This window comes from Campylobacter coli (genome assembly GCA_039516895.1).
In the GTDB taxonomy this organism is placed as follows: Bacteria; Campylobacterota; Campylobacteria; order Campylobacterales; family Campylobacteraceae; genus Campylobacter_D; species Campylobacter_D coli_B.
Genome location: CP154437.1, coordinates 1,605,783 through 1,628,965, shown reverse-complemented (window position 1 = coordinate 1,628,965; position 23,183 = coordinate 1,605,783). Strand labels below are relative to the sequence as shown.

The 23,183-nt window shown below is 31.0% G+C and carries 23 protein-coding genes; 7 read left to right on the top strand and 16 right to left on the bottom strand.

What is annotated here, in order from left to right:
- Positions 1-16 precede the first annotated feature (16 nt).
- From AAID94_08205 to AAID94_08185, 5 genes are read right to left on the bottom strand one after another with little or no spacing between them, the layout of a single operon-like run.
- On the bottom strand, positions 17-1,222 hold the full coding sequence (locus AAID94_08205; GenBank protein XAK23808.1) for a saccharopine dehydrogenase family protein: 1,206 nt from the start codon (positions 1,220-1,222) through the stop codon (positions 17-19).
- A gap of 35 nt (positions 1,223-1,257) precedes the next feature.
- Positions 1,258-2,166, bottom strand: coding sequence for an ABC transporter ATP-binding protein (locus tag AAID94_08200; protein ID XAK23807.1), 909 nt, complete (start codon positions 2,164-2,166; stop codon positions 1,258-1,260).
- Positions 2,150-3,766, bottom strand: a complete 1,617-nt coding sequence (locus AAID94_08195; GenBank protein ID XAK23806.1) for an iron ABC transporter permease — start codon at positions 3,764-3,766, stop codon at positions 2,150-2,152. The genes AAID94_08200 and AAID94_08195 overlap by 17 nt, the downstream gene beginning before the upstream one ends.
- Positions 3,766-4,770 carry a Fe(3+) ABC transporter substrate-binding protein gene (locus AAID94_08190; protein XAK23805.1) on the bottom strand — a complete coding sequence of 335 codons (1,005 nt, stop codon included), beginning with the start codon at positions 4,768-4,770 and terminating at the stop codon, positions 3,766-3,768. Before AAID94_08190 ends, AAID94_08195 begins: the two co-directional genes overlap by 1 nt.
- Positions 4,771-4,893, bottom strand: coding sequence for a hypothetical protein (locus AAID94_08185; GenBank protein XAK23804.1), 123 nt, complete (start codon positions 4,891-4,893; stop codon positions 4,771-4,773).
- Between the two features lie 244 nt (positions 4,894-5,137).
- On the opposite strand from AAID94_08185, the gene AAID94_08180 reads away from it, so the two are divergent.
- The 6 genes from AAID94_08180 to AAID94_08155 are packed head-to-tail and all read left to right on the top strand — an operon-like array spanning position 5,138 to position 11,448.
- Complete coding sequence (locus AAID94_08180) at positions 5,138-5,989, top strand: ChaN family lipoprotein (GenBank protein ID XAK23803.1); 852 nt, start codon at positions 5,138-5,140, stop codon at positions 5,987-5,989.
- Positions 5,986-8,253 carry a TonB-dependent receptor gene (locus AAID94_08175; protein XAK23802.1) on the top strand — a complete coding sequence of 756 codons (2,268 nt, stop codon included), beginning with the start codon at positions 5,986-5,988 and terminating at the stop codon, positions 8,251-8,253. Before AAID94_08180 ends, AAID94_08175 begins: the two co-directional genes overlap by 4 nt.
- Positions 8,254-8,265: 12 nt before the next feature.
- A complete protein-coding gene (locus AAID94_08170) occupies positions 8,266-9,027 on the top strand; it encodes a MotA/TolQ/ExbB proton channel family protein (GenBank protein ID XAK23801.1) in 762 nt (253 codons plus the stop codon).
- Positions 9,014-9,424, top strand: coding sequence for a biopolymer transporter ExbD (locus tag AAID94_08165; GenBank protein ID XAK23800.1), 411 nt, complete (start codon positions 9,014-9,016; stop codon positions 9,422-9,424). The genes AAID94_08170 and AAID94_08165 overlap by 14 nt, the downstream gene beginning before the upstream one ends.
- 1 nt (position 9,425) lies before the next feature.
- Complete coding sequence (locus tag AAID94_08160; GenBank protein XAK23799.1) at positions 9,426-10,172, top strand: energy transducer TonB; 747 nt, start codon at positions 9,426-9,428, stop codon at positions 10,170-10,172.
- Positions 10,173-10,227: 55 nt separating this feature from the next.
- On the top strand, positions 10,228-11,448 hold the full coding sequence (locus AAID94_08155; GenBank protein ID XAK23798.1) for a putative transporter: 1,221 nt from the start codon (positions 10,228-10,230) through the stop codon (positions 11,446-11,448).
- Here AAID94_08155 and AAID94_08150 read toward each other — a convergent pair.
- Positions 11,439-12,566 (bottom strand): MFS transporter, encoded by a 1,128-nt coding sequence (locus tag AAID94_08150; protein XAK23797.1) that lies wholly within the window; start codon positions 12,564-12,566, stop codon positions 11,439-11,441. The genes AAID94_08155 and AAID94_08150 overlap by 10 nt on opposite strands.
- 117 nt (positions 12,567-12,683) lie before the next feature.
- On the opposite strand from AAID94_08150, the gene AAID94_08145 reads away from it, so the two are divergent.
- A complete protein-coding gene (locus AAID94_08145; GenBank protein ID XAK23796.1) occupies positions 12,684-14,045 on the top strand; it encodes a hemolysin family protein in 1,362 nt (453 codons plus the stop codon).
- 12 nt (positions 14,046-14,057) lie between these two features.
- Here the strand turns inward: AAID94_08145 and AAID94_08140 are convergent, their stop codons facing one another.
- The 10 genes from AAID94_08140 to tig all read right to left on the bottom strand — a co-directional run bounded on the left by AAID94_08140 (position 14,058) and on the right by tig (position 23,069).
- Positions 14,058-15,242: a metallophosphoesterase gene (locus AAID94_08140; protein XAK23795.1), complete on the bottom strand. Its 1,185-nt coding sequence runs from the start codon at positions 15,240-15,242 to the stop codon at positions 14,058-14,060.
- Positions 15,243-15,250: 8 nt separating this feature from the next.
- The gene (locus AAID94_08135) at positions 15,251-15,460 is read right to left on the bottom strand and encodes an alkylphosphonate utilization protein (protein XAK23794.1); all 210 of its coding nucleotides are present in this window, start codon (positions 15,458-15,460) and stop codon (positions 15,251-15,253) included.
- A 49-nt stretch (positions 15,461-15,509) separates the two neighbouring features.
- The gene (locus AAID94_08130) at positions 15,510-16,250 is read right to left on the bottom strand and encodes a TerC family protein (protein ID XAK23793.1); all 741 of its coding nucleotides are present in this window, start codon (positions 16,248-16,250) and stop codon (positions 15,510-15,512) included.
- Positions 16,251-16,482: 232 nt separating this feature from the next.
- Entirely contained in the window at positions 16,483-17,058 is a 576-nt protein-coding gene (purN, locus tag AAID94_08125) for a phosphoribosylglycinamide formyltransferase (GenBank protein XAK23792.1), read from the bottom strand.
- Positions 17,049-18,419 (bottom strand): bifunctional ADP-dependent NAD(P)H-hydrate dehydratase/NAD(P)H-hydrate epimerase, encoded by a 1,371-nt coding sequence (locus tag AAID94_08120; protein ID XAK23791.1) that lies wholly within the window; start codon positions 18,417-18,419, stop codon positions 17,049-17,051. The genes purN and AAID94_08120 overlap by 10 nt, the downstream gene beginning before the upstream one ends.
- Complete coding sequence (locus tag AAID94_08115) at positions 18,403-19,101, bottom strand: NYN domain-containing protein (GenBank protein ID XAK23790.1); 699 nt, start codon at positions 19,099-19,101, stop codon at positions 18,403-18,405. The genes AAID94_08120 and AAID94_08115 overlap by 17 nt, the downstream gene beginning before the upstream one ends.
- Before the next feature lies 1 nt (position 19,102).
- Positions 19,103-20,608, bottom strand: coding sequence for a YifB family Mg chelatase-like AAA ATPase (locus AAID94_08110; GenBank protein ID XAK23789.1), 1,506 nt, complete (start codon positions 20,606-20,608; stop codon positions 19,103-19,105).
- Positions 20,605-21,132 carry a peptide deformylase gene (def, locus tag AAID94_08105; GenBank protein XAK23788.1) on the bottom strand — a complete coding sequence of 176 codons (528 nt, stop codon included), beginning with the start codon at positions 21,130-21,132 and terminating at the stop codon, positions 20,605-20,607. The genes AAID94_08110 and def overlap by 4 nt, the downstream gene beginning before the upstream one ends.
- Positions 21,133-21,159: 27 nt before the next feature.
- Positions 21,160-21,744 carry an ATP-dependent Clp endopeptidase proteolytic subunit ClpP gene (clpP, locus tag AAID94_08100; GenBank protein XAK23787.1) on the bottom strand — a complete coding sequence of 195 codons (585 nt, stop codon included), beginning with the start codon at positions 21,742-21,744 and terminating at the stop codon, positions 21,160-21,162.
- Positions 21,744-23,069: a trigger factor gene (tig, locus tag AAID94_08095; GenBank protein XAK23786.1), complete on the bottom strand. Its 1,326-nt coding sequence runs from the start codon at positions 23,067-23,069 to the stop codon at positions 21,744-21,746. The genes clpP and tig overlap by 1 nt, the downstream gene beginning before the upstream one ends.
- Positions 23,070-23,183: the final 114 nt, after the last annotated feature.

The following is a 23,183-nucleotide window of genomic DNA, read 5'->3' as shown; positions in this document are numbered from 1 at the left end:
TTAAAAGATGCCTTTTTTACTCTCCTAAACTTGGAGTCATTTCGATAATCTTCCATGGAAGTCCTTGAGAATTAAGCTCATCCATAAAAGGTTTTGCGTCAAATTCTTCCATATTAAATACACCTTTTCCTTGCCAAATTCCTTTAGCGATTAGTTTTGTACCTATCATCGCAGGAACTCCTGTAGTGTAGCTTACTGCTTGTGCGCCGGTTTCTTTATAGCATTCTTCGTGATTGCAAACATTATAAATATAAACTTGTCTGTCTTTACCATCTTTTACGCCACGGATTACGCAACCTATATTGGTATAACCTTTTGTGCGAGGACCTAGGCTTGCAGGATCAGGAAGTAGGGTTTTTAAAAATTCTATCGGAATGATTTCTTTACCTTGGTGCATAACAGGTTTTATACCTAGCATTCCAACATTTTCAAGGCATTTCATATGGGTTAAATAACTCTGCCCAAAAGTCATAAAAAAGCGAATTCTTTTCAAACCTTTGATATTTTTTACTAAGCTTTCAAGCTCTTCGTGATAAAGCAAATAACTATCTTTTACGCCTACTTCAGGATAATCCCATTCCATTTTTATTTCCATAGGTTCGGTTTCTATCCACTCGCCTTTTTCCCAGTAGCGTCCCTTAGCAGAAACTTCTCTAAGATTGATTTCAGGATTAAAATTAGTTGCAAAAGCATAGCCATGATCGCCCGCGTTACAATCTAAAATATCTATATAAGAAATTTCATCAAATAAATTTTGCTGCGCATAAGCACAAAAAACATTTGTAACACCAGGATCAAACCCACTTCCTAAAAGTCCTAAAATTCCTGCTTCTTTAAATTTATCATTTCTTGCCCATTGTTCTTTATACTCAAATTTAGCTAGATCTGGATGCTCATAGTTTGCTGTATCAACATAATCAATTCCTGCTTTTATACAAGCATCCATCAAGCTTAAATCCTGATAAGGCAAAGCTACATTAAGTAAAATTTGCGCCCCTGTTTTTTTAATAAGCTCTACAACCGCATCGCTATCATCTGCATCGATTTGCGCGGTTTGAATTTCTACTCCTAGACGCTCTTTGATAAAGCTAGCAATTTCATCGCATTTACTTTTGGTTCTACTTGCTAGAGTGATTTTACTAAAGGTATCTGAATTCATTGCGCATTTTACGGTAGCTACGCGACTTACTCCGCCTGCGCCTATGATTAAAAGATTTTTCATTGATTGTGTCCTTAAAGAAATTTCAGGAATTTTAGCTAAAAATTGATAATATCAAAATTTATTTTTTCTTTTAGTGGGTAATTTGAGCTGAGCAACATAAAAAACTCTATATTTTTATATCTTACTTTGAGTCTATAAAAAGCTCCTAAAAATTCTTTTTGTAAGATTGTAGCTTCAAAACGATTTCCTATTTTAAGTTCTGCATAGCCAAAAGTATAATTTTTTGAAGCGATCCACTGAAAAAATTCATCTTCTAAATCAAGTTCTTCTTCTATGATATTTAAATCAGGTAAAATTCTAGCACTTTTATGATTAGGCTTAAAATAAAGTTCTTTAGGATCTGCATGAGCTAGAATTTCTCCTTTATCAAGAAAGGCGATTTTATCAGACATGCAATAAGCATCCTCGATATCGTGAGTTACCATAATGGCTGTAATTTTTTGTTTTTGTATGAGTTTTTTTAGCTCTCTTCTTAAGTCTTGTTTTAAATTCTGATCCAAATTAGAAAAAGGCTCATCCAAAAGTAAAAGCTTACAGCCTCTTGCTACTGCTCTAGCAAAGGCTACTCTTTGAGCTTGTCCGCCTGAAATTTCATCAATTTTTTTATATCTTAAATTCTCAATTTCAAAGGTTTTTAACAAATCCTCTAAAATTTGTTTTTTATCTTTTTTATCATAGAGTGCAAAAAGTATATTTTTTTCAACATTTAAATGAGGAAATAAAGCATAGTTTTGAAACATCATCGCCACTTCACCCTTGCATTTTAAAAATTCACAAGAGCTTGCTTGTTCTAGTTGGGCAATGATTCTTAAAAGTGTACTTTTACCACTTCCACTCCCTCCTAAAATGCTTAAAAATTCTCCTTCTTTAACATGAAGATTGATATTTTTTAAAGCTTGTATTTTGCCAAAATTTTTTGATAGGTTTTTAATTTCTAACATCATCTTTCCTTGTGATTTTATCCATCCAAATAACGACTATTAAAGAAAGTAAAACAATGAGCAGCGAAGGTAAAGCAGCATCATAAATTCTCTCATCACTTGCAAACCAAAAAGCTTTTACGCTTAGAGTTTCAAAACCAAAAGGAGCTAAAATTCTACTCAAAGGAAGTTCTTTTATAGTATCGATAAAAACAATGATAAAAGCCAAAAATAAAAAATGTTTCATTAAGGGAGTATGAATTTTAAAAAATAAGATCAAATAGCTAGGCCTTAAATTTAAACTCGCTTCATCTGTATTTAGATGAATTTTATTATAACCCCCTTCCAAAGAATAAATCGCACTCGCTAGAAAACGAATAATATAAGCAAAAACTAAAATGATCAATGAAGTGCCTAATAAATTAAGATGAAAAATTTTATCTAAAAATACAAAAAGGACAATCATGCTAATTCCTAAGGCAGCTGCGGGTATAGAATAACCCAAAGAACTTAGCTTAAGAATACATAGGCTGAAAAAGTTATTTTTTATAATTCTTGAGCTAAACATTAAAAAATAAGCCAGTAAAGTCGTAATCAAAGCTGTGATGAAAGCCAATATAATGGTTTGAAAACTAATGATATAAAATTCTGCTTCAAAAAGTTTAAAATCTTTTAACCCCCAATAAACAAGCCATATAAAAGGCAAGATAAATCCTAATAAAGCGATGATAAAACAATAAAAACAGGCTAAAATTTGCTTTACATGACTTAATTTCCTTTTTTTGATAAAAAGAGTTAAATTTTGATTAAAACTATAATGATGCTTGTTTTTATAATAATAATCTATATACATGATTAAAAAAACAAAAATCATCAAAATTCCTGATAAAATACTCGATGAATAAGAATCATTTAAATCATACCATAGTTTAAAAATCCCTGCCGAAAAGGTATCTACTCCCAAATAAGCCGAAGCTCCATAATCGCTTAAAGTTTCCATCAACACAAGCAAAGCTCCAGAAAAAATAGCAGGTCTTGCGCTTAAAAGCATGACGCGTGAAAAAATTCTAAATTCAGAATACCCCATGATTTTAGCCACTTCATAAGCTTCTATGGCTTCACTTTTAAAAGCGGTTTTAGCAAATAAGTAAATATAAGGATATAAAGAAATTCCTAAGACAAAAATAACCCCATAATGGTTGAAAAAATCTATCCTAAAACCAAAAATTTCATGAAAAAAGCCTTGAAAATCCATAATCCCAACATATACAAAAGCTAAAATATAAGCAGGTATTGCCAAGGGTAAAATAAGTAATTTTTCTAAAATCCTGCAAAAGTAAAAATTATAATTTGCCATCAAATAAGCGCTACTTACACCTAAAATCAAGCTTAGCAATAGCACTCCTATGCTAACTATCAAAGTATCTTTGATGAATTTTAAAAACAAATAATCAAAAAAATGACTCAAATTTTCTTTAATAGATGAAATTTCAGCCAAATCGCTTGTATTGAAATTTTGAAAAAGAATATAAAAAAGCTCAGCAAAGATACCAAAAATAGGTAGGGTAAGAAAAAGGGCAAGTAAAATTGCCCCTATTTTGTAATACTTTAGGGTTTTAAGCATTATCTAAAACCGACTTGATCATAAATTTTAACCGCTTCTTTAACCTTTTCTGCTATTTGACTCACAGGTATTTGATCTTCTTTAAAAGTTCCAAAATCTTTTACTGTTTGGCTTAATTCTACATCATTTCTTATAGGAAATTCATAATTGCTATCAGTGAGAATTTTTTGGATTTCTGGAGTTAGCATAAATTCCATAAACTTCTTAGCTGCTTCTTGATTTTTGCTTGATTTTGTCATAGCAATACCGCTGATATTTATATGAGTTCCTCTATTGTCTTGATTTGGAAAAATAATACCTAAAGAATTTCCAACTTCTACATCTTTTGGATTTTTAGAATTTTTTAAAAGTCCTATATAATAAGTATTCATAACAGCAAATTTAGCCTCACCTGCAAAAACTTGTCTAGCTTGATCCCTATCTCCACCCTTTGGTTTGGTTGCAAGATTGTCAAGCACACCCTTAGCCCATACTTTAGCATTTTCATCTCCATCATTAGCTATAATAGAAGCTAAAAGAGTTTTGCTATAAGGAGCTGTAGCACTTCTCATAACGATTTGCCCTTTAAATTCAGGCTTAGCCAAATCTTCATAGTTTTTCATTTTGCTAATGTCAGTGTTTGCATTTTTATTGTAAGCAATAATTCTTGCTCTTTTTGTAATCGCAAACCATTCCCCATCTTTATCTCTTAAATGAGCAGGTATGGTATCTTCTAAATATTTTGATTTAACAGGGCTTAAAAGTCCAGAATTTTTTGCTTCTGTAAGATTGGAAATATCTGCTGTGATGAAAATATCAGCAGGCGAATTGCTTCCTTCAAGCGAAAGTCTTTTGATGAGTTCTGAAGCTTTAGCTTGAGTATGATTAACTTTAATGCCTGTTTTCTCTTCAAATTTTTTTATAATCTGAAAATCAGCATCATAATGTCTTGCCGAGTAAATGTTAAGTTCTGCAGCACCTAGTAAAGAAAAACCTAATAAACATAAAGAAAAGATTTTTTTCATTTATTTGTCCTTATATTGAGAATTATATTTAGTTTTATCATGATCTTTAAAATCAGCATTAGAATGTTCAGAGCACGCAAATGCAAAACCTAAGCAAAATAAAAATAAAACTAATTTTTTCATTATTTCTCCCCCTTTTTTTTGTGATTAAAATTAGACTAATTTTTGATAAGGGATATTAATATTAAAAAGTAAATATAAAGTAATTTAATGATTTTTCTAATGATAAGTATTTTCATTTTATTATAATTAATTTTGATATTAATTATAAATAATTAAATTTAATATAAATATTTAAGAGTATTTTTATATATAAAATATTAATATTCAATATCAAAAATAAACCACAAAGAAAGTAGAAATAATAATGAAATTTTATACCATGTTAAGCACATTATTTATAAGCTTTATGTTAAGCGCTTGTGCTGTTTTGCAAAAACCATCTCCACTTCAAGAAAACAAAGATTTTTACATACTTAATACTCACACTCAAGAAAAAATTTCTTTTGAAGATATGATTGTAGAATTATTAAAAGCAGATGTGATACTGCTTGGCGAAAAACACGATGAAGCAAAGCACAAGATAAGCCAAGTTATGATTTTTAATGCCTTGGAAGGAAATTTAAGTTCTCAAAATATAAGTTTTGATGTAGCTTTAGAAATGCTAGCAAGCACAGAGCAAAATCACTTAGATAAAGCTTTCAAAAACAAGAAAAACATTAAGGTTAATGAACTTACCAATGCACTAAATTGGGATAAGGGCTGGAAATGGAAAGATTACGATCAATTTGTTAATGCAGTTTTTTATTCAAGAGCAAAAATATTAGGTGCAAATCTTTCACGCTCGGAAATTACAAGTATTTATAATGGAGTTCAGCCTTTAAAAGGTTATGTTTCAACCACAAATGAAGTAAAAAAACAAATTTTTGACATTATATCCTTAAGTCATAAGCTAAATCCTCAAGAAAATAAAGAATTGCTAGATAAATTAGTAGAAATTCAGCAATTCAAAGACAGGCGTATGGCAGATGTATTAGTGCATCATACAAATAAAGTTTTATTGCTAGCTGGAAATTATCATACTAGCAAGAAGATAGGAGTTCCTTTGCATATACAAGACTTTAAGAGTGATAAAAAAATAGTCGTGGTGAATTTAAATTATGGGAAGGTAGATTTAAAAGATAGTGATTATATTTTTATTTATAAGGGAGGAGAATGAAAAAATTAAGTTTAATTTGTGTTATGGGTTTATGTTTTGCTAATTTTGCTTTTTCTGAAGAATTAGAATTTGATAGCCTTGAAATTTCAGGCTCAAGAATCAAAAACGATGAAAAACCTTTTGTAACTCCTGGAGCAACAAGCACAAGAGAGGGTATAGGCTCAGATACACAAAGTATAGATTCTATAGTGCGTAGTATACCTGGAACCTATACAAACACAGATCAAGCTCAAGGTACGGTTCAAGTAAATATTCGTGGCATGAGTGGTTTTGGGCGTGTGAATACCATGATCGATGGCGTCACTCAAACTTTTTATGGTAGCGCATCAGATGATCCAGCCGGATTTCATTCGCAAACAGGAACTTCAGCTTTTGGAGCTGTTATTGATACAAATTTCTTAATCGGAGTTGATGTCACAAGGGGAACTTTTGAAGGAGTAAATGGAGCAAATGCTCTAATGGGATCAGCAAATTTTAAAACAATAGGAGTAAACGATATTGTACGTGATGGCGATATCTTTGGATTCTTAGGACGATTTTCTTACGGAAGTAATGGAATTGGACCAAGTTATATGAGTGCGGTAGCCGGAAAAACTGAACTTGAAAATAATGGATATGTGGGCGCACTTTTTGGCTATAGTGCAAAGAGAATTACTCAAAATTACACTGTAGGTGGGGGTGGCAAGATAGGTAGTAGTATGGTCGATACTAATGGAGATGGTATAGCTGATACTAATACTGCTCCATTTGATCCAGATTTTTTAACCCAAGAGCCAAAATCTCAACTTTTTAAACTCGAATATACTCCGAATTCTTTTACAAGCACTATATTTTCTTATCGCGGGTATCAAAACGAACTTGCTGGTAGAAAAATACAAAATGATAATTATCAATTTGACTTTCGACATAATCCTATTTGGTGGCTTAATATAAATGCACTTATTGCCCACAATCAAGGTGTACAAAAGTACGGATCAAATTCTACTTTCGGGGCAAATGACGCCATAGCTAACACAAAAGCAAAAAATAAAGCAACTACTTTTGACATAAGCGATACTTTGGAGAGTGAATGGGGTGGATTTAATCTAAATACACGCTTTGGGGCAAATGTTTTGCTTAATGATTATAAAAATACTATGAATACATCAATTGAAGGGGTAAATTCTATACCTTTTCAGCCTCATGGAAAGCAAAATCTTTTTACTTATTATCTTGATAATAGTCTAAATTATGGTATTTTCACTCTTGATACTAATGTGAATTTTTTGGATTGGAATATCAAGGGACATAGACCAGCTTGTGATGAGGTGAATTTTATGTGTTTTCCAAAAACAGCTACAGATATAGATAAAAATGGACTTCGCTTGAATGCCTCTGTAATGCTTTCAGCTGCTTTGCACGAACTTTTTACACCTTTTGTAAGTTTTGCGAGAACAAATAGAGCCCCTAATGTGCAAGAAATGTTTTTCTCAAATAACGAAGGCAATGGTGTTAATCCTTTTTTGAAGCCAGAACAAGCTAATACTTGGCAAATAGGCTTTAATTCTTTTAAACATGGACTTTTAAAAGACGATGATCGCTTTGGTTTTAAAGCGGTGTATTATCATACAAAAATAAAAGATTATATTTATAATGAGCAATTTTATCTTGAGGATCCGAATGGTATCGCCCCAAGCTCACAATTTTATATGCATTTAAATTCGGTTGATGATACTATATTTAAAGGTATAGAATTAGAATTAAGCTATGATTTGGGTTTTGCTTATGCTAAAGCTATGTATTCAAGACAGGATACGAGTTCTACTATTTCTCAAACTTCAGGACCTCTTTTTGGCTCTTTTTCTGCGAGTAAAATTATGGAGCTTCCCAAGGATTATGCAAATGTAGAGCTTGGCTTTAGGTTAAATGACAAGATTAGCTTTGGTGGTATAGCAAAATACACAGGTAAAGCAAAAAGAGTTAATCCAAATACAGATGATTGGACTGAGGATCCAAACAATTCTTGGTATCCAGATCCAAGTACACAGGAATTGCCAAAAATTCCTATTATAGTAGATTTGTACTGGAATATAGAATGGCTTAAAAATCTCACAATGAGAGCAGAGGTGCAAAATTTATTTGATAAAAACTATATGGACGCTTTAAATGCTTACAATTCACTAGATAATCAGATCCAATATAATGGAGCAGGTGATCCTATCTATCTTTTCAATAACTCTGCTCGCGGTCGCACCTTTATAGTAAGTTTTGAATATAAATATTAAGGAAATACATAAATGCTAAAAAAAATATTTTTATTTTGTTTTTTATTGTTAAATTTAAATGCTGAAGTGAATGTAACAGATACAAATTTATCTTTTGATTCTCCTAAAATAGAAGCCGAAGTACCAAAGATAGAGCTTTCCCTTTCTAGTCTTTATCAAAATGCTGATGAGGTGGTAAAAGGCGTTATTTATATATTGGTTTTATTTTCTGTTTTAGCGTGGGCAGTTTTTATTTCTAAGCTTATGCAATTTTATTTTATGAAGAAAAATTTAGACTTCTCTATACACAAGATAAAAGAATTAAAAAATCTCAATGAATTAGATCAGACAAAAGGTTTTGCAGGTGTTTTATCTTTAGAAATTCAAGATGAGCTTGAAAAAAGTGAATATAAAAATGATCATATAAAAGAGCGTATAGAATTGCGCTTGCAAAATACCATCTCAAAACAAATCACAGCAAGCAAAAATGGCTTGAGCTTGCTTGCGAGTATAGGTGCTAGTGCACCTTTTATAGGGCTTTTTGGAACAGTTTGGGGGATTATGAATGCATTTATAGGTATAGCAAATCTTGGCAATGCTTCTTTAGCAGTTGTTGCACCTGGTATAGCTGAAGCCTTGTTTGCTACAGCTTTTGGCTTGGTAGCTGCTATTCCTGCGGTGCTTTTTTATAATTATCTTACAAGAAAAAATTTAAAACTTATGCACCATTTAGATGAGCTTGCGAATTTTGTCTATATACTTTTTCATAGGAGTTATTTTAATGATAAAAACTGAAATAGCTCACAAAGAAGAGGAGTTAAGTGAGATTAATATAACTCCTTTTATAGATATTATGCTTGTATTATTGATCGTTTTTATGGCTGTTACTCCTCTTATCACAAGTTCTATCAAGATAGAACTACCTAAGAGTTCACAGCAAGCAGAGGATAAGCTTAAAAATCCCATCATACTTTATTTAAATACCGATAATACTTTGGCCATTAATGATGATAAATTAAGCCTAGAAAATCTTTCAAGTGCTTTGGATATAAAAACCAAAGGTAATAAAGAAGAAATTATTTATTTTCATATCGATAAAAGTGTAAAGTATGAAGATATTATGCAGGTAATGCAAAAATTAAAAGAGAATGGCTATGGAAAAATAGCTCTTTCAAGCAAAAAGGTGGATTAGTATGAAGTCTAGTGTGATTTTTGGGTTTGTGTCGAGTTTGGTATTGCATGCTTTGGTATTAATGTTTTTTCTTTTTTCTTTTTATACTCAAGAAAAATCAAGCGGAGTTGATTTTAAACAAGGAGTGGAATTTACCTCCATTATGATGGTATCAGAGCTTCCTATTGGAGAATTAAAAGAAGTTTCAATCGATCAAAAAAAGAGCAATTCTCAAGATAAAAACAAAAAACAAGATGAAAAAATGAGTCTTAACTCCCAAGATAAAAATGCTGTATTAAAAGCTCAAAAAAAGATAGAAAAGCAAGATGAAAATCAAGCCCAAAAAGAAATAGCTAATGCAAGTGAAAATTCAAAATTTAAAAATGAAACACTTAGTGCCCCACTACAAAGCAATGAAGATAAAACACAAACCATAGTAAGTGGCAATGCTAAAGAACAAATTAAAAGCTATCAAGCCTTGCTTATGGCTCATTTGGCTAAATTTAAAAAATATCCTCAAGAAGCGATAATGCAAAAGCAAGAAGGTGTTGTAAGAATTCGTGTGAGTATCGATGAAAGTGGAAATGTCCTAAGTAAGGAGCTTAAAAAATCTTGCCCCTATGCAGTGCTTAATGATGAAGTTTTAAGTTTATTTAAAAGAGCTTCTCCATTGCCAAAACCACCTAAAGAAATGTTGAAAGATGGTGAAAAAATTAGTTTTGTTATGCCTATTGATTACAATATTAAAGACTATTTAGGTAAAAAATAAACTCTTGATTAAATAAAATTGATTAGAATTTTCGTTTTGAGATTAAGGCGGTGGTATGTTTTCTTCGTTTTTTGCAAGTAAAAAATGGGCTTTATGGGCTTATTTGGGGCTTTTTTTGCTATTGTTTTTCTTGTATATGCAAACAAGTTTAAATGTTGCGATCAATTCATGGTATAGTGATTTTTATAATGTTTTACAAAAACCAAAAATAGAACTTTTAGATTCTAATTCAACACAAAAAGCACAAGAAAATTTCGAAAATAATGCAAGCTTGATCCAAGAGGCCAATCAAAAAGCACAAGAAAATTTCCAAAAAGCTAATTTTATCAATAAAGGCGCACTTTATTATTATCAAAGTTTATTGGAATATTTTTTTAATTCTAGGGCTATGATTGAAAAAGAAAGCTATTCTGCGAGTGATTTTTATGCTTTGATTTTAGTATTTTTAGCTATTGCTATTCCTTATGTTTTAATCGCAACGATTAATATTTATTTTGCTAGTGTTTACGCCTTTAAGTGGCGTGAAGCTATGACTTTTTCTTATTTGAAATTTTGGAAAAATAAGGATGATAACATAGAAGGAAGTTCGCAAAGAATTCAAGAAGATACTTATAATTTTTCTAAAATTGTAGAAAGCTTAGGACTTAGTTTTATAAGAGCTTTAATGACTCTTGTAGCTTTTATACCGATTTTATGGACTTTAAGCGATGTTGTAAGCAAGGCTTTATTTGCAAATTTAAGTGAGAATTCTAGCTTTTATTTTTTAAAAAACATCGATGGTTTGCTTGTTTATGTCGCGCTTTTGATTTCTTTGGGGGGATTGATCGTATCGTGGTTTGTAGGAATTAAACTTCCAGGACTTGAATACAACAATCAAAAAGCCGAAGCAGCTTTTAGAAAAGAGCTTGTTTATGCTGAAGATAACCGCAAAGAATACGCTAAAAATGAAACCATGATAGAGCTTTTTACGGGACTTAAATTCAATTATAAAAGACTTTTTTTGCACTATGGATATTTTAATATTTGGTTGATTTTATTTGAGCAAATGATAGTTATCGTTCCATTTTTAATCATGGCTCCAGGACTTTTTGCGGGAGCTATAGGACTTGGTATTGTAATGCAAATTAATAATGCTTTTGATCAAGTAAGAAGTTCTTTTAGTGTTTTTATCACAAATTGGACAACTATCACCCAACTTAGAAGTATATATAAGCGTTTAAAAGAATTTGAAAAAAATATCGAATACGCGAAAAATAAAAACAAAAATCATTTATAAAAATGTCTAAATTTGCCAAAAATTATCAAAGCGATGAAAAGTAAAAAGGCTGTGAAAATACATAAAAATTCCCAGCCAAAACTTTCATAATAAAAACTTGGCAATACAGAACCCAAAGCGCCCCCACTATAATAAAATGTTAAATAAATTCCATTGGCTAAGCCTTTTTTATCCGCGATCGAATTTAAAATCCCTGAAAATATACAATGACTTATAAACATTCCGCTACAAAATACAAACATAGCAAAAAAGGCAAAATAAAAATTCCCTACTATCATACAAAAACAACCCGTTATAAAAACTAAAAATCCAAATATAGCTGTGCGAATTTTTGAGCCTAAAATTTCTATGGTTTTACCTATAAGTAGTGAGCTTATTACTCCGGTTAAAAATCCCAAATAAACAAGTCCAATTTGTGTTTGAGTGATATCTTTTATACTTTCTTTAAGATGAAAAGGTAAAAAACTTACTATGCTTTGAAAAGAGAAAAAGATAGTAAAAACACAAAATAATATCACCATAAATCTAAGTTCTTTGATAAAGGGTAAAAAATCCCTCAAGGAAGTTTGAGTGTTTAAGCTTATAGGATGCTCTTTAAAAAATAAAAATAAAAAAGCACAAACCATCATTAAAATACTAAAAAAATTTAAGGCAAAATGCCAAGAAAAAAGATCGCTCAAAAAACTTCCAAAAACCCTCCCAACAAAACCACCAAAAGTTGTAGCACCTACATAAATGGCTATGTTTTTTTGTATATTGTCGCTTTCTAAACGACTAAGCAAGGTAAGAAGTGCTGTCAGTATAGCAGGTATACAAAGAGCTTGTAAAAATCTAAGAAATAGAAAAAAATAAAAATTATCGTTTAAGTTTCCAATAATACCAAAAATAGAACATAAAAATAAAGAAACAACAAGAATTTTCTTTAAGGAAAAAATTTCAAGTAAATAACCATAAACCAAAGGTGCGATTGCTAAGGGAATAAGCGTAACACTGATTATCCAAGAAATTTGGTGCAAATTTACATGAAAATAATTAGACAATAAGGGTGCTATAGGTTGTGGAGCATAGACAATAGATAGGGTTAATGTAGCACAAAAAATAATCAGAATTTTAAGCATTTTCATGCTTTAAATTAAACTCCAATGCAAATTAATTTTAGCTTAAAAATAATTTTTAAGCTAAAATTTTACTTTTAATTGTGTATAATTAAGTATTTTATTTATAAGGAGCTTTTATTGGACCCCAGTCAGGTTTTAGATTTAAACCAAACTTTACCTACAGCGTCTTTTGATGCAGGATATTCTATACTTATGGTTGTCATTGCACTAGCTTTAGTGCTTTTAAATGGCTTTTTCGTTTTGTCTGAATTTAGTATTGTTAAAGTGCGTCGTTCAAAACTTGAAGAAATGGTTAAGGAAAAAAAAGTAGGTGCTAAAAAAGCACTAGAAGTTACTTCAAGACTTGACACCTATCTTAGTGCTTGTCAGCTAGGAATTACTTTAAGTTCGCTAGCCCTTGGTTGGATAGGTGAGCCTGCTATAGCAAAAATGTTGGAAATTCCTCTTGCAAATCTTGGATTTAATGGAGTTATTATCCATACTATAGCTTTTATTATCGCCTTTAGTATTATCACTCTTTTGCATGTGGTTTTAGGCGAGCTTGTTCCAAAAAGCATTGCAATTGCTATTGCAGATAAAGCTGTGCTTTGGGTAGCAAGGCCTCTTCATTGGTTTTGGATACTTTTCTTGCCTTGTATTAAAATTTTTGATTTTCTTGCGGCTATGACTTTGAAGCTTTTTGGTATCAAGCCTGCCAAAGAAAGCGAGTTAACTCATAGTGAAGAAGAGATTAAAATCATAGCAAGCGAAAGCCAAAAAGGCGGTGTTTTAGATGAATTTGAAACTGAAATTATCCGCAATGCGGTTGATTTTTCAGATACTGTTGCAAAAGAAGTGATGACACCTCGTAAAGATATGATTTGTCTAAATAAACAAAAAACTTATGCTGAAAATATGCAAATCATTTGCGATCATAAGCATACGCGTTTTCCATATATAGATGGTTCTAAAGATACTATTTTAGGTATGATACATATACGCGATATAGTACAAAATGAGCTTAGTGATAAGAGTGAAAATTTAGATACTTTTGTTAAGCCTTTGATTTTAGTTCCTGAAAATATTAGCATTTCAAAAGTTCTTGTGATGATGAATAAAGAGCGTTCTCACACTGCACTTGTGATTGATGAATACGGTGGAACAGCTGGAATTTTAACCATGGAAGATATCATGGAAGAAATTATCGGTGAGATTAAAAGTGAAAATGAGGAAGACAGCTATAAAAAACTTGCTGAAAATATCTATGAATTCCAAGGTCGTTGCGATATAGAAACCGTTGAAGAAATGCTTTTGATAAGCTATGATGAGGATTTAGAGCAAGTAACGATAGGTGGCTATGTGTTTAATCTTCTAGGACGCTTGCCCGTAGCGGGTGATCGCATTGAAGATGAGCTTTGTTACTATGAAGTTAAAAAAATGGATGGTAATTCTATAGAGCGTGTTAAGGTGGTTAAAAAAACCAACAAAGATGAAGAATAAGCCTTTTTTGGCTTATTTCTTTCTATAAACTTTATTTTTAAGTTCTATACACTCAAAACCTTTTTTGTCTAAAGTTACTATACGCAAATGTCCCCCATCATCTACTTTACCTTCGCACAAAAATACTCTTTTTTCTATTTGCATAGGCAATTTTGTGCGGTTTCTATGTCCAAAGATTTGATAAACATTGTCTTTTGTAAATTCACAAAACTGACTTGCTACTTTTTGACTCTCTTCATAATTTCCTACGCCATAAATAAAATCATAACTTGGCATAAAGCTTATTTGATAAGCCTTAGAAGGTAAAAAATTTACCCCGCCATGCGAGCAAAAAACTTGTTTTTCATGAAATTTATAATACAGACATTCTTTTAAGTAAGGATAGAATTTTCTAGCATCCCTAGGCGTGAGTTTTTCTTTTCTAAAATCTTTGAGTGTATTTTCGTTAAATTCTTTAGAGCTTGATAGTTCTCCATTGGCCCATTTTATCAAATGTCTTTCGTGATTTCCTTCAAGTAAATATACATTCTCTCTTTCGCAAATTTTAAGCAAGAATTTTAAGACCTTGCCATTTTCTATGCCTCTATCGATATAATCCCCTAAAAAGATATAGCATTCATCATCTTTGAGCTCTTGTAGATATTCTTTTAAGACGCTAAAGCAGCCTTGAATATCACCTATGTGGTGAATTTTCCTATACTTACTAAGATTAGGCATTTGATAAAGGCATTTTTTCCAATCATTAGGATTTAAAATCGTATATTTTTTAGGAATTCTTTCAAGCAGGTGATGGGTTTTTTTTAAAAGTGATTGTGAGACTATATAGCCACGCTCTTTGGCTTTTTGTTCATTTTTTTCAAGACATTCTTCTAAAGAGCTTTTAAAATCTATAACATAAACATTATAGCGATATTGTTTAGCTAGCTCTTTGTAAACCTTAAGGGTTTCATTATAAGCGTTAATGATGCAAAATTCACCTTTTTGCATACGCATTTCTAAAAATTGAAGTAAAATTTTATATAATTCTTCATCATTTTTTAGATTTAAATTTTTATATTTACTTACGATTTTACTTACACTTCCTGAAAGCAAACGCAAAGAATTTAGATCAAGAGTGTAATCTTTTAAGCGATTTTCTTTGATAAATTCTTCTTGTCCTGCGTAGTAATTCCCCCTTAAAATAAGTAAAATACGCAAGTTTTTGCCTAAATTTTCTTTAAAAATTCAGTCTTTAGCACAATAACGCCAAATTTATCTACTTTAGCTTCAATTTCACCTTCTTTAGAAGTAAGTTTGATATTTTTTATCGTTGTTCCGCGTTTTAAAGTAGTGCTAGCACCTTTAACTTTTAAATCTTTTATCACACTTACGCTATCTCCAGCATTTAATTCTGTTCCATTTGCATCTTTAGGCATTTTTTTCCTTTTTAAATTTTTATATCATTGTATATTTTATCATCATTTTCTAAGATTTTTCTTGAGCTAAGCGCTTCTTTTTGATATAGATATTGATGGATTCTACACCCAAAGAAAAAGCCATAGCAAAATATACATAAGTTTTTGAAATATGAAAATCCAAACCTTCGGCAACTAAAGTTACGCCAACTAAAATCAAAAATGCTAGGGCTAAAATCTTAATCGTTGGATTATCATCAACGAAATTTGAGATACTTTTGCTTGCAAGCATCATTACAAAAACAGCTACAATCACTGCAATCATCATAATTTCTATATTATTAACCATACCCACAGCAGTAATAACCGAATCAAGAGAGAAAACGATGTCTAAAACAGCAATTTGTATCAATATGCTAAAAAATCCTCTTTTAGCTCCCTCTTTTAAAACCTCTTCATCACTTTTTTCTCCAGCATTATCAATATCATGATGAATTTCAAGTGTAGATTTTGCTATCAAAAATAATCCACCTAAGATCAAAATAATATCTCTTCCTGAAATTTCTTGTGAAAATACGCTAAAAAGCGGGGTTGTAAGTTTCATAATCCAAAATAAAGAAAGGAGCAATAACAAACGCGTAATCATCGCCAAGCTCAAACCAAAAATTCTTGCCCTTTGTCTTTTTTCTTTAGGGAGTCTTCCTACCAAAATAGCGATAAAAATGATATTATCTATCCCCAAAACAATCTCTAAGCCAATCAAAGTTGCTAGAGCGATCCACATTTCAGCACTAAAAACCCACTCGAACATAACTTTCCTTAAAATTTTGAAATTTTTTAAAGTGTAATTTTATAACTTCAAAGCAAATAACAAATATAAAAAATTTATTATATATCTAAAAATTTTAAAGCTCGATAGGCTAGAAAAATTAAGCAGGAAGAATCAAAGATTTTTATATACTCTTGAGGATTTTAAAAGTAAATACCGATAAAACACTCAAGTAAATTTAATTTTCTAAAATTTAGCGATAAAATATCTTAACTTAATGACAATTTTCAAAAATTTCTACTACGCTTAAGGGTAAAATTTCATGCTCTAGGGCGTGAATTTTTGCTTCAAATTCTTCAAAGGTTAAATTTTGTTTTTCAAAAGCCTTTTGAGCGATGATTTTCCCTCCATCTAATTCTTCATTTACCCAATGCACACTCACTCCAGCTACTTTCATATCGCTTTCATAGCTTTCTTTGATAGCATGAGCTCCTTTAAAAAGGGGTAGTAAAGATGGATGAAGATTAATTGCTTTGATATTTTTTGTAAAAACAGGGCTTAAAATTCGCATAAATCCAGCTAAGATAGTAAGATCTGCTCCGCTTTCTTTGATTTTTTTTACCAAAATTTCATCAAATTCTTCTCTGTTTTTATAATCTTTGTGTTCGATAATCACGCTTTCAAGGCCAAAGTTTTTAGCTCTTTGTATCCCATAAGCATCTTTTTTATTGCAAAGACAAAGCACGACTTCATAGGTGTTTTTACCTATAGTTTTTTTATGAAGTTTTTCTAAGATATTTTGTAAATTACTTCCATTTCCACTAAAAAGTACCGCTAATTTTACAAGCATTTTAATCCTTTTATAAGTTTTATCGCATCAAAGCTGTTTTTGTTAAATTTATATTTTTTAGCCACAAGAGCGTGTGCTAAACAAGCATTTTTAGCCGCTTCCAAAGCGCTGAATTTTACCCCTAAAAGCGCAGCTATCATACCGCTTAAAACATCGCCACTTCCGCCTTTTGCTAAAGCTTCATTTCCAAGATTTACAACAAAGATTTTTTCTTTTTGTATAATGATAGGATTTGCACCTTTTAAAACAAGAACACAATCATAATTTTGTGCAAATTTTTTAGCATAAAAAAAGCGATTTCTTTGCAAATCTTCTATACTTAAATCCTCATCAAAACACATTTTATAAAGTCTTATAAATTCTTTTGGATGCGGGGTGATGACTACATCTTTTCTGCTTAGATACCAAAGCACAGCTTCACTTAAAAAGCAATTTGCATCCAAAACCAAAGGAATATTTTGCAAAATTTCATCTTTTAAAATATCTAAATTTTCAAGTCCCATACCTAAGGCAATGGCACTTGCATTGTTTTCAATCTTTTCTTTTAACATTAAAAGAGGTGAAAAACTTTTTTTTGCGACTAAGGATACAAGCCCACTGCCAAAATTTAAAGCTCCAAGTCCTGCTAGGGTTCCTGCACTTGCACTAGCTATTATATAGATATGACCGAAATTTCCTTTATTGGAGCTTGTATTTCTTTCTATGGTTTTTAAATCTTTTTCTTCAAGTAAAAAAGCCTTGGAATCAAGACTAAATTTTTTAGCATTGATACCTAGGTTTGCGAGTTTGATTTTGCCTACAAATTCTTTAGCAAAATCCTCAAGCAAAATTTCTTTTAAAGCTCCCATACACTGCGTAATATCAGCTTTAAAGCAAGGAGTAAAACCCAAATTTGTAGGTATGTCACAAGCGATTTTTAAAGCTTTGCTTTGATTTATTTTTTCTAAAATTTCTTTTGTTTTTTCATCTGCTTCGCGGTTTGTTCCTGTGCCTAAGATACAATCAACAACAATATGAAATTTTTTAAATTTAGGCTCTTTTTTTGCAAATTTAAAACCAAAATTTTTTAAAATCTGCTCTTGTTTTTTAAAAATTTCATTTTCTTTAAAGCCTAGTTTATAAGCTTTTGCATGCTTTAAATTTCTTAAAGCTACTAGGCCATCAGCAGCGTTATTGCCTCCGCCCAATAAAAAAAGTATTTTTACTTTCTTTATCTTGTATTGTTTGCGAATTTTTTTTGCTTCTTTTTTGATAAGCTTAGCTAAATTTAATCCTGCGTTTTCCATTAAAATAAGCTCATCTAAGCCTTTATTTATAGCATTTTGTTCTAAAGTTTTAATATCATCAGTAACAGTTTTCATAATCTTTTTTCACCAGAAAATAAATATTTTTTTCTCGCTCTTCTTCAAATTTTTTCATTTTAGGTAAAAATTTCTGAATTAAAGCACGAAAATTTTTAAAGCCATAATTTTGCGGGTTAAAATCAGAATATTTGCGGTTCATATTGGTGCGAATTTGTGCGTATTCGGCGCGTCCTTTTTCATCGATGAGTTGTTCTGTGATATTGATCAAAGCTCTTAAATAATCCTTGCTTAAAATATCTTCTTTTTTGTTTTCATCTTGATCAAGGTAAAAAAACTCACTAAAAGCGTTTACATAAGATTTTATAGACTTTTCAAGACCCATTCCTATAACTTGCTTTTTGTTTTCTCTTAGCTTTTGAATGAGCGAGGTATAATCACTATCGCTAGAAACAATGACAAAAATATCAATATCTTTCTCATAAAATATACTCATAATTTCAGTGATTAAACACATATCACTTGAATTTTTATTTGCTGCGAAATTAAACTGCTGCATAGCGATTAAAGAATACTCGGCAATTTGCTCTTTCCAAGCTTGAATATTTTTTTGAGTCCAATCTCCATAAATACGCTTGATAATTATTTCACCATAATCCGAAGCGATATCAAAAATACTTTTTGCGTATTTTGCGGGTATATTTTCCGCATCAATAAAAATAGCTATGCTTTTATTTTCCAATTTAGCTCCTTATCCTAAAACTCAAAGCTTCTAAAATATGATTTTTATTAAGAAGTTCTTTTTCTTCAAAATCGGCAATAGATCTTGAAACTTTTAAAATTTTATTTAAAGCTCTTTGCGAAAGATTATAGCGCGAAATAGCTAAATCCAAAGTATCCTTGGCATCTTTTTCTAAAATACAAAATTTTTGTAATTCTACATCGCTTAATTTGCCATTGAATTCTTTTTGGCCGCGTTTTTTGCCAAAGATAAAAGCTTTTAAAATTCTTTCGCTCATTTCTTTTGAATTTATACTTGATTTGTCATCTTTGCTGATCTCATCCATAGCTACATAAAGATCAATTCTATCCATAATAGGGGCTGAAATGTGATTTTTATATCTTTTAATCTCATTTTCACTGCAAACGCAAGACAGATTTTTAGAAAATAAATTTCCACAAGGACAAGGATTTTGAGCGGCAACAAAACTGAATTTAGTTTCATAAGTGGTTTTTGAATTGACTCTTGAAATATGAATTTTATGATCTTCTAGAGGTTCTCTTAGACTTTCGATAATTTGTTTGTTAAAATGAGGAAATTCATCAAAAAATAAAACTCCACCATTAGCTAGAGCGATTTCACCTATCTTCGCATTTTTTGCTCCACCACCAAAAATACTAGCTCTTGTAGAGGTATGATGAGGGTGTCTTAAGGCTCTTTTTTGCGTAAATTCGCAATCTTTAGAATTTAAAGACATATAAGCATTTTGCATTAAAACCTCATTTAAACTTTGTGGAGGCATGATTTCAACAAGGCGTTTTGCACACATACTTTTGCCACTTCCTGGACTTCCTTCAAAAAGTATATTATGCATGCCTAGTGCTGCTATCAAACAAGCTCTTTTAGCTTTTTCTTGTCCTTTGATATCTTTAAAATCAAGTTCAAAATGATGATTTTTAATAAAAATTTCATTTTCTATAATCAAAGGATTTGCAAATAAAGGATGGCTTTGGGTGAATTTGAATTTCTCATAGTTTTTTTCTTTAAAAAATTCAATCACTTCATTTAAATGCTCAAGTCCGTAAATTTCTAGATTGGGTATCATAGAAGCTTTTAGAGCTATATTTTTTGGGACTACAACTTTTGCACTTTTTACCTTTGTGGATAAAAATAAAAGCAAAGAAAAAAGCTCATTGGTGCTTTTGATACTTCCATCAAGACCAAGCTCGCCTACCACAAAAAAATCATCAAAGTCTTCATTTTGCAACAATATAAGTGTAGCGATAACTAAATCAAAATGAGAACCTTTTTTTGGAATTCCTGAAGGGCTAAGATTGATGGTGATTTTTTTAGCAGGAAATGAAAAATTGCAAGTTAAAAGTGTGGCTTTGATACGCTCGATACTTTCTTTGATTGCAATATTTGCAAGTCCGACTATGCTTAAATTAGGTAAGCCTCTTGTAAATGTAGATTCTACATCGATGATATCTAAATTCTCATCAAAGCTTACACATTTTAATTTTTTCATTTAGGTTTTTTTTGATTTTTAAGTTTCTTTTTGAATTCTTTATCAAATTTTTGTCTTTTTAAAAAAGAAATCTTTTCTATAAATAAATGACCATTAAGATGATCATTTTCATGCTGGATGGCCACAGCTAAAAATCCTTGAGCTTCTAATTCTTTAAAATTTCCAAAGCGATCTTGATATTTGAGTAAGATATGATTATAACGCTCCACTTCTTCAAAGAAGTCAGGCACACTTAAGCAACCCTCGGTGCAGGTGATTTTTTCTTCATCTAAAGGAATGATTTGCGGATTGATAATTTCTAGTAAATCTTCTTTTTTCTGCTCTTCATTTTCATCTAAAATATTTACGATCAATGCACGAAGTGGGATATCTACTTGTATAGCAGCCAAACCCACTCCTTGACTAGCAATCATAGTATCATACATATCATCAAGTAAAGTATGAAGTTCTTGATCAAATTGCTTTACAGGTTCAGAATTTAAAAAAAGTCTAGAATTAGGATAAGTGATAATTTTTCTAACCATAAACAACCTTTATTTAAATGATTTTAATCATTTAAAACTTTTTTCTAAAACCTTATCGATCAAACCATACTCTTTAGCTTCTTGTGCTGACATGAAAAAATCTCTTTCTGTGTCTTTTACTATTTTAGCGACTTTTTGCTTGGTATTTTTTGCCAAGATATCATTAAGTATAGCTTTTAATCTTAAAATTTCTTTAGCTTGAATTTCTATATCCGTAGCCTGTCCTCTTGCACCACCTAAAGGCTGATGTATCATGATGCGTGAATTAGGCAAAGCAAAACGCTTGCCCTCTGTTCCGCAACTCAATAAAAATGCGCCCATAGATGCAGCTTGACCTATGCAGATAGTACAAACATCAGGCTTGATATAATTCATAGTATCATAGATACTAAAACCGCTTGTGATCACGCCACCTGGAGAATTGATATAAAGATATATATCTTTTTGTGGATCTTCAGCTTCTAAAAAAAGAAGCTGTGCTACGATAGAAGCGGCAAGTTCATCGTGAATTTCGCCACTTAGCATAATAATTCTATCTTTTAAAAGACGCGAATAAATATCATAACTTCTTTCACCGCGACTTGTTTTTTCGATTACATAAGGTATGTACATTATTTATCTTCTTTCTCTTTTTTACTTGCTTTATCAGCTTTTGGCATAAAAATATCGCTGAAAAGTTTTTCTTCGATCAAAGCCATTTTAACTGCAGGTAAAGCCCCTTGTTTTTTGTAATTTTCTAAATGTTCTTTTGGATTCATTCCATAGCGATAAGCTTCAAAATAAATTGCTTGGATCAATTCTTGATCATTTACTTCAATTTTGCGAAGTTTTGCAAGCTCATCAATGATAAAAGTAAGTTTTACACTTTTTTGTGCTTCTTCTTTGAAAGAATCGCGTTTTTCTTGATATTTTTCTTTGCTTGTTTTAAGTTCTTCAATTTCTTTTTCACTGAATGTGTTAAATGCGTTGCGGAATTGCATATCAGTTTCTTGCTCTACTATACCGCGTGGTAAGTCAAAATTGTATTTTTCAATTAAAGCATCAGCAAATTTAGCTTTTAGTTCATCATTTACAAGCTTGAAAAGCTTTTCGTTTTTGATTTGTTCTTTAAGTTTTTCATCTAGAAGTTCAACTGTTGGTTTTTCTTCATTTGGTAAAAGTTTTTTGAGTGTTTCTTCATCAAGTTCAGGTAATTTTAACTCTTGAATTTCGTGCAATTTTACTTTAAATACTGCATCTTTTCCTGCTAAATGTGCTGCGCCGTATTCTTTAGGAAAGGTTACTTTTATATCTTTTTCTTCCCCACTTTTCATTCCTACCATACCTTCTTCAAAGCCTGGTATGAATTGTTTAGAGCCTATTTCTAAAACATAATTTTCAGCCTTGCCTCCATCAAAAGCTTTCTCATCTACAAAACCCTCAAAATCAAATTTTGCAAAATCACCCTCTTTTAAAGCTCTTTTAGTTTTAATAGCTTCAGGAGTAGCAAAGCGTTTTAATAATTCTTCTTTTTTTTCATCAATTTCTTTTTTAGTTACTTTTGGAGTTTGATACTCAGGAATCAATTCTTCATAGCCATCGAGTTTAAATTCAGGTTTAAAAGAAAGAGCTAATTCAGCAACAATTTCTCCATCTTGACGATCAAATTTTTCAAAATACGGTTCACCTACAAGTTCTTTTACTTCTTTTTTTAATTCTTTTAAAGCACTATCAACGGCAGATTTAAAAAGATTTTGTTCTGCATCTTGAGTCAATTCTTTTTGATATCTTTTAAGCACGGCAGCAACAGGAACTTTTCCTGGTCTAAAGCCATCCATTTTTACATTTTTAGAAGCTTTTTTAGCTAAATTTTCTACTTCGCTTTTAATCATCCCTGAAGGAATTTTTACACTAGCAGTCGCATTAACAGAGTCTAATTGCTTTGCTTTTACTTCCATAACATTTTTCCTTATAAAATAAAATTTGCTTCAATCATAGCAAATTTTTCCTTATTAGTTGCATAAAATTTTAAAGCATTTTATGTTAAAATGAGCTAAGAAAAAAATACGGAG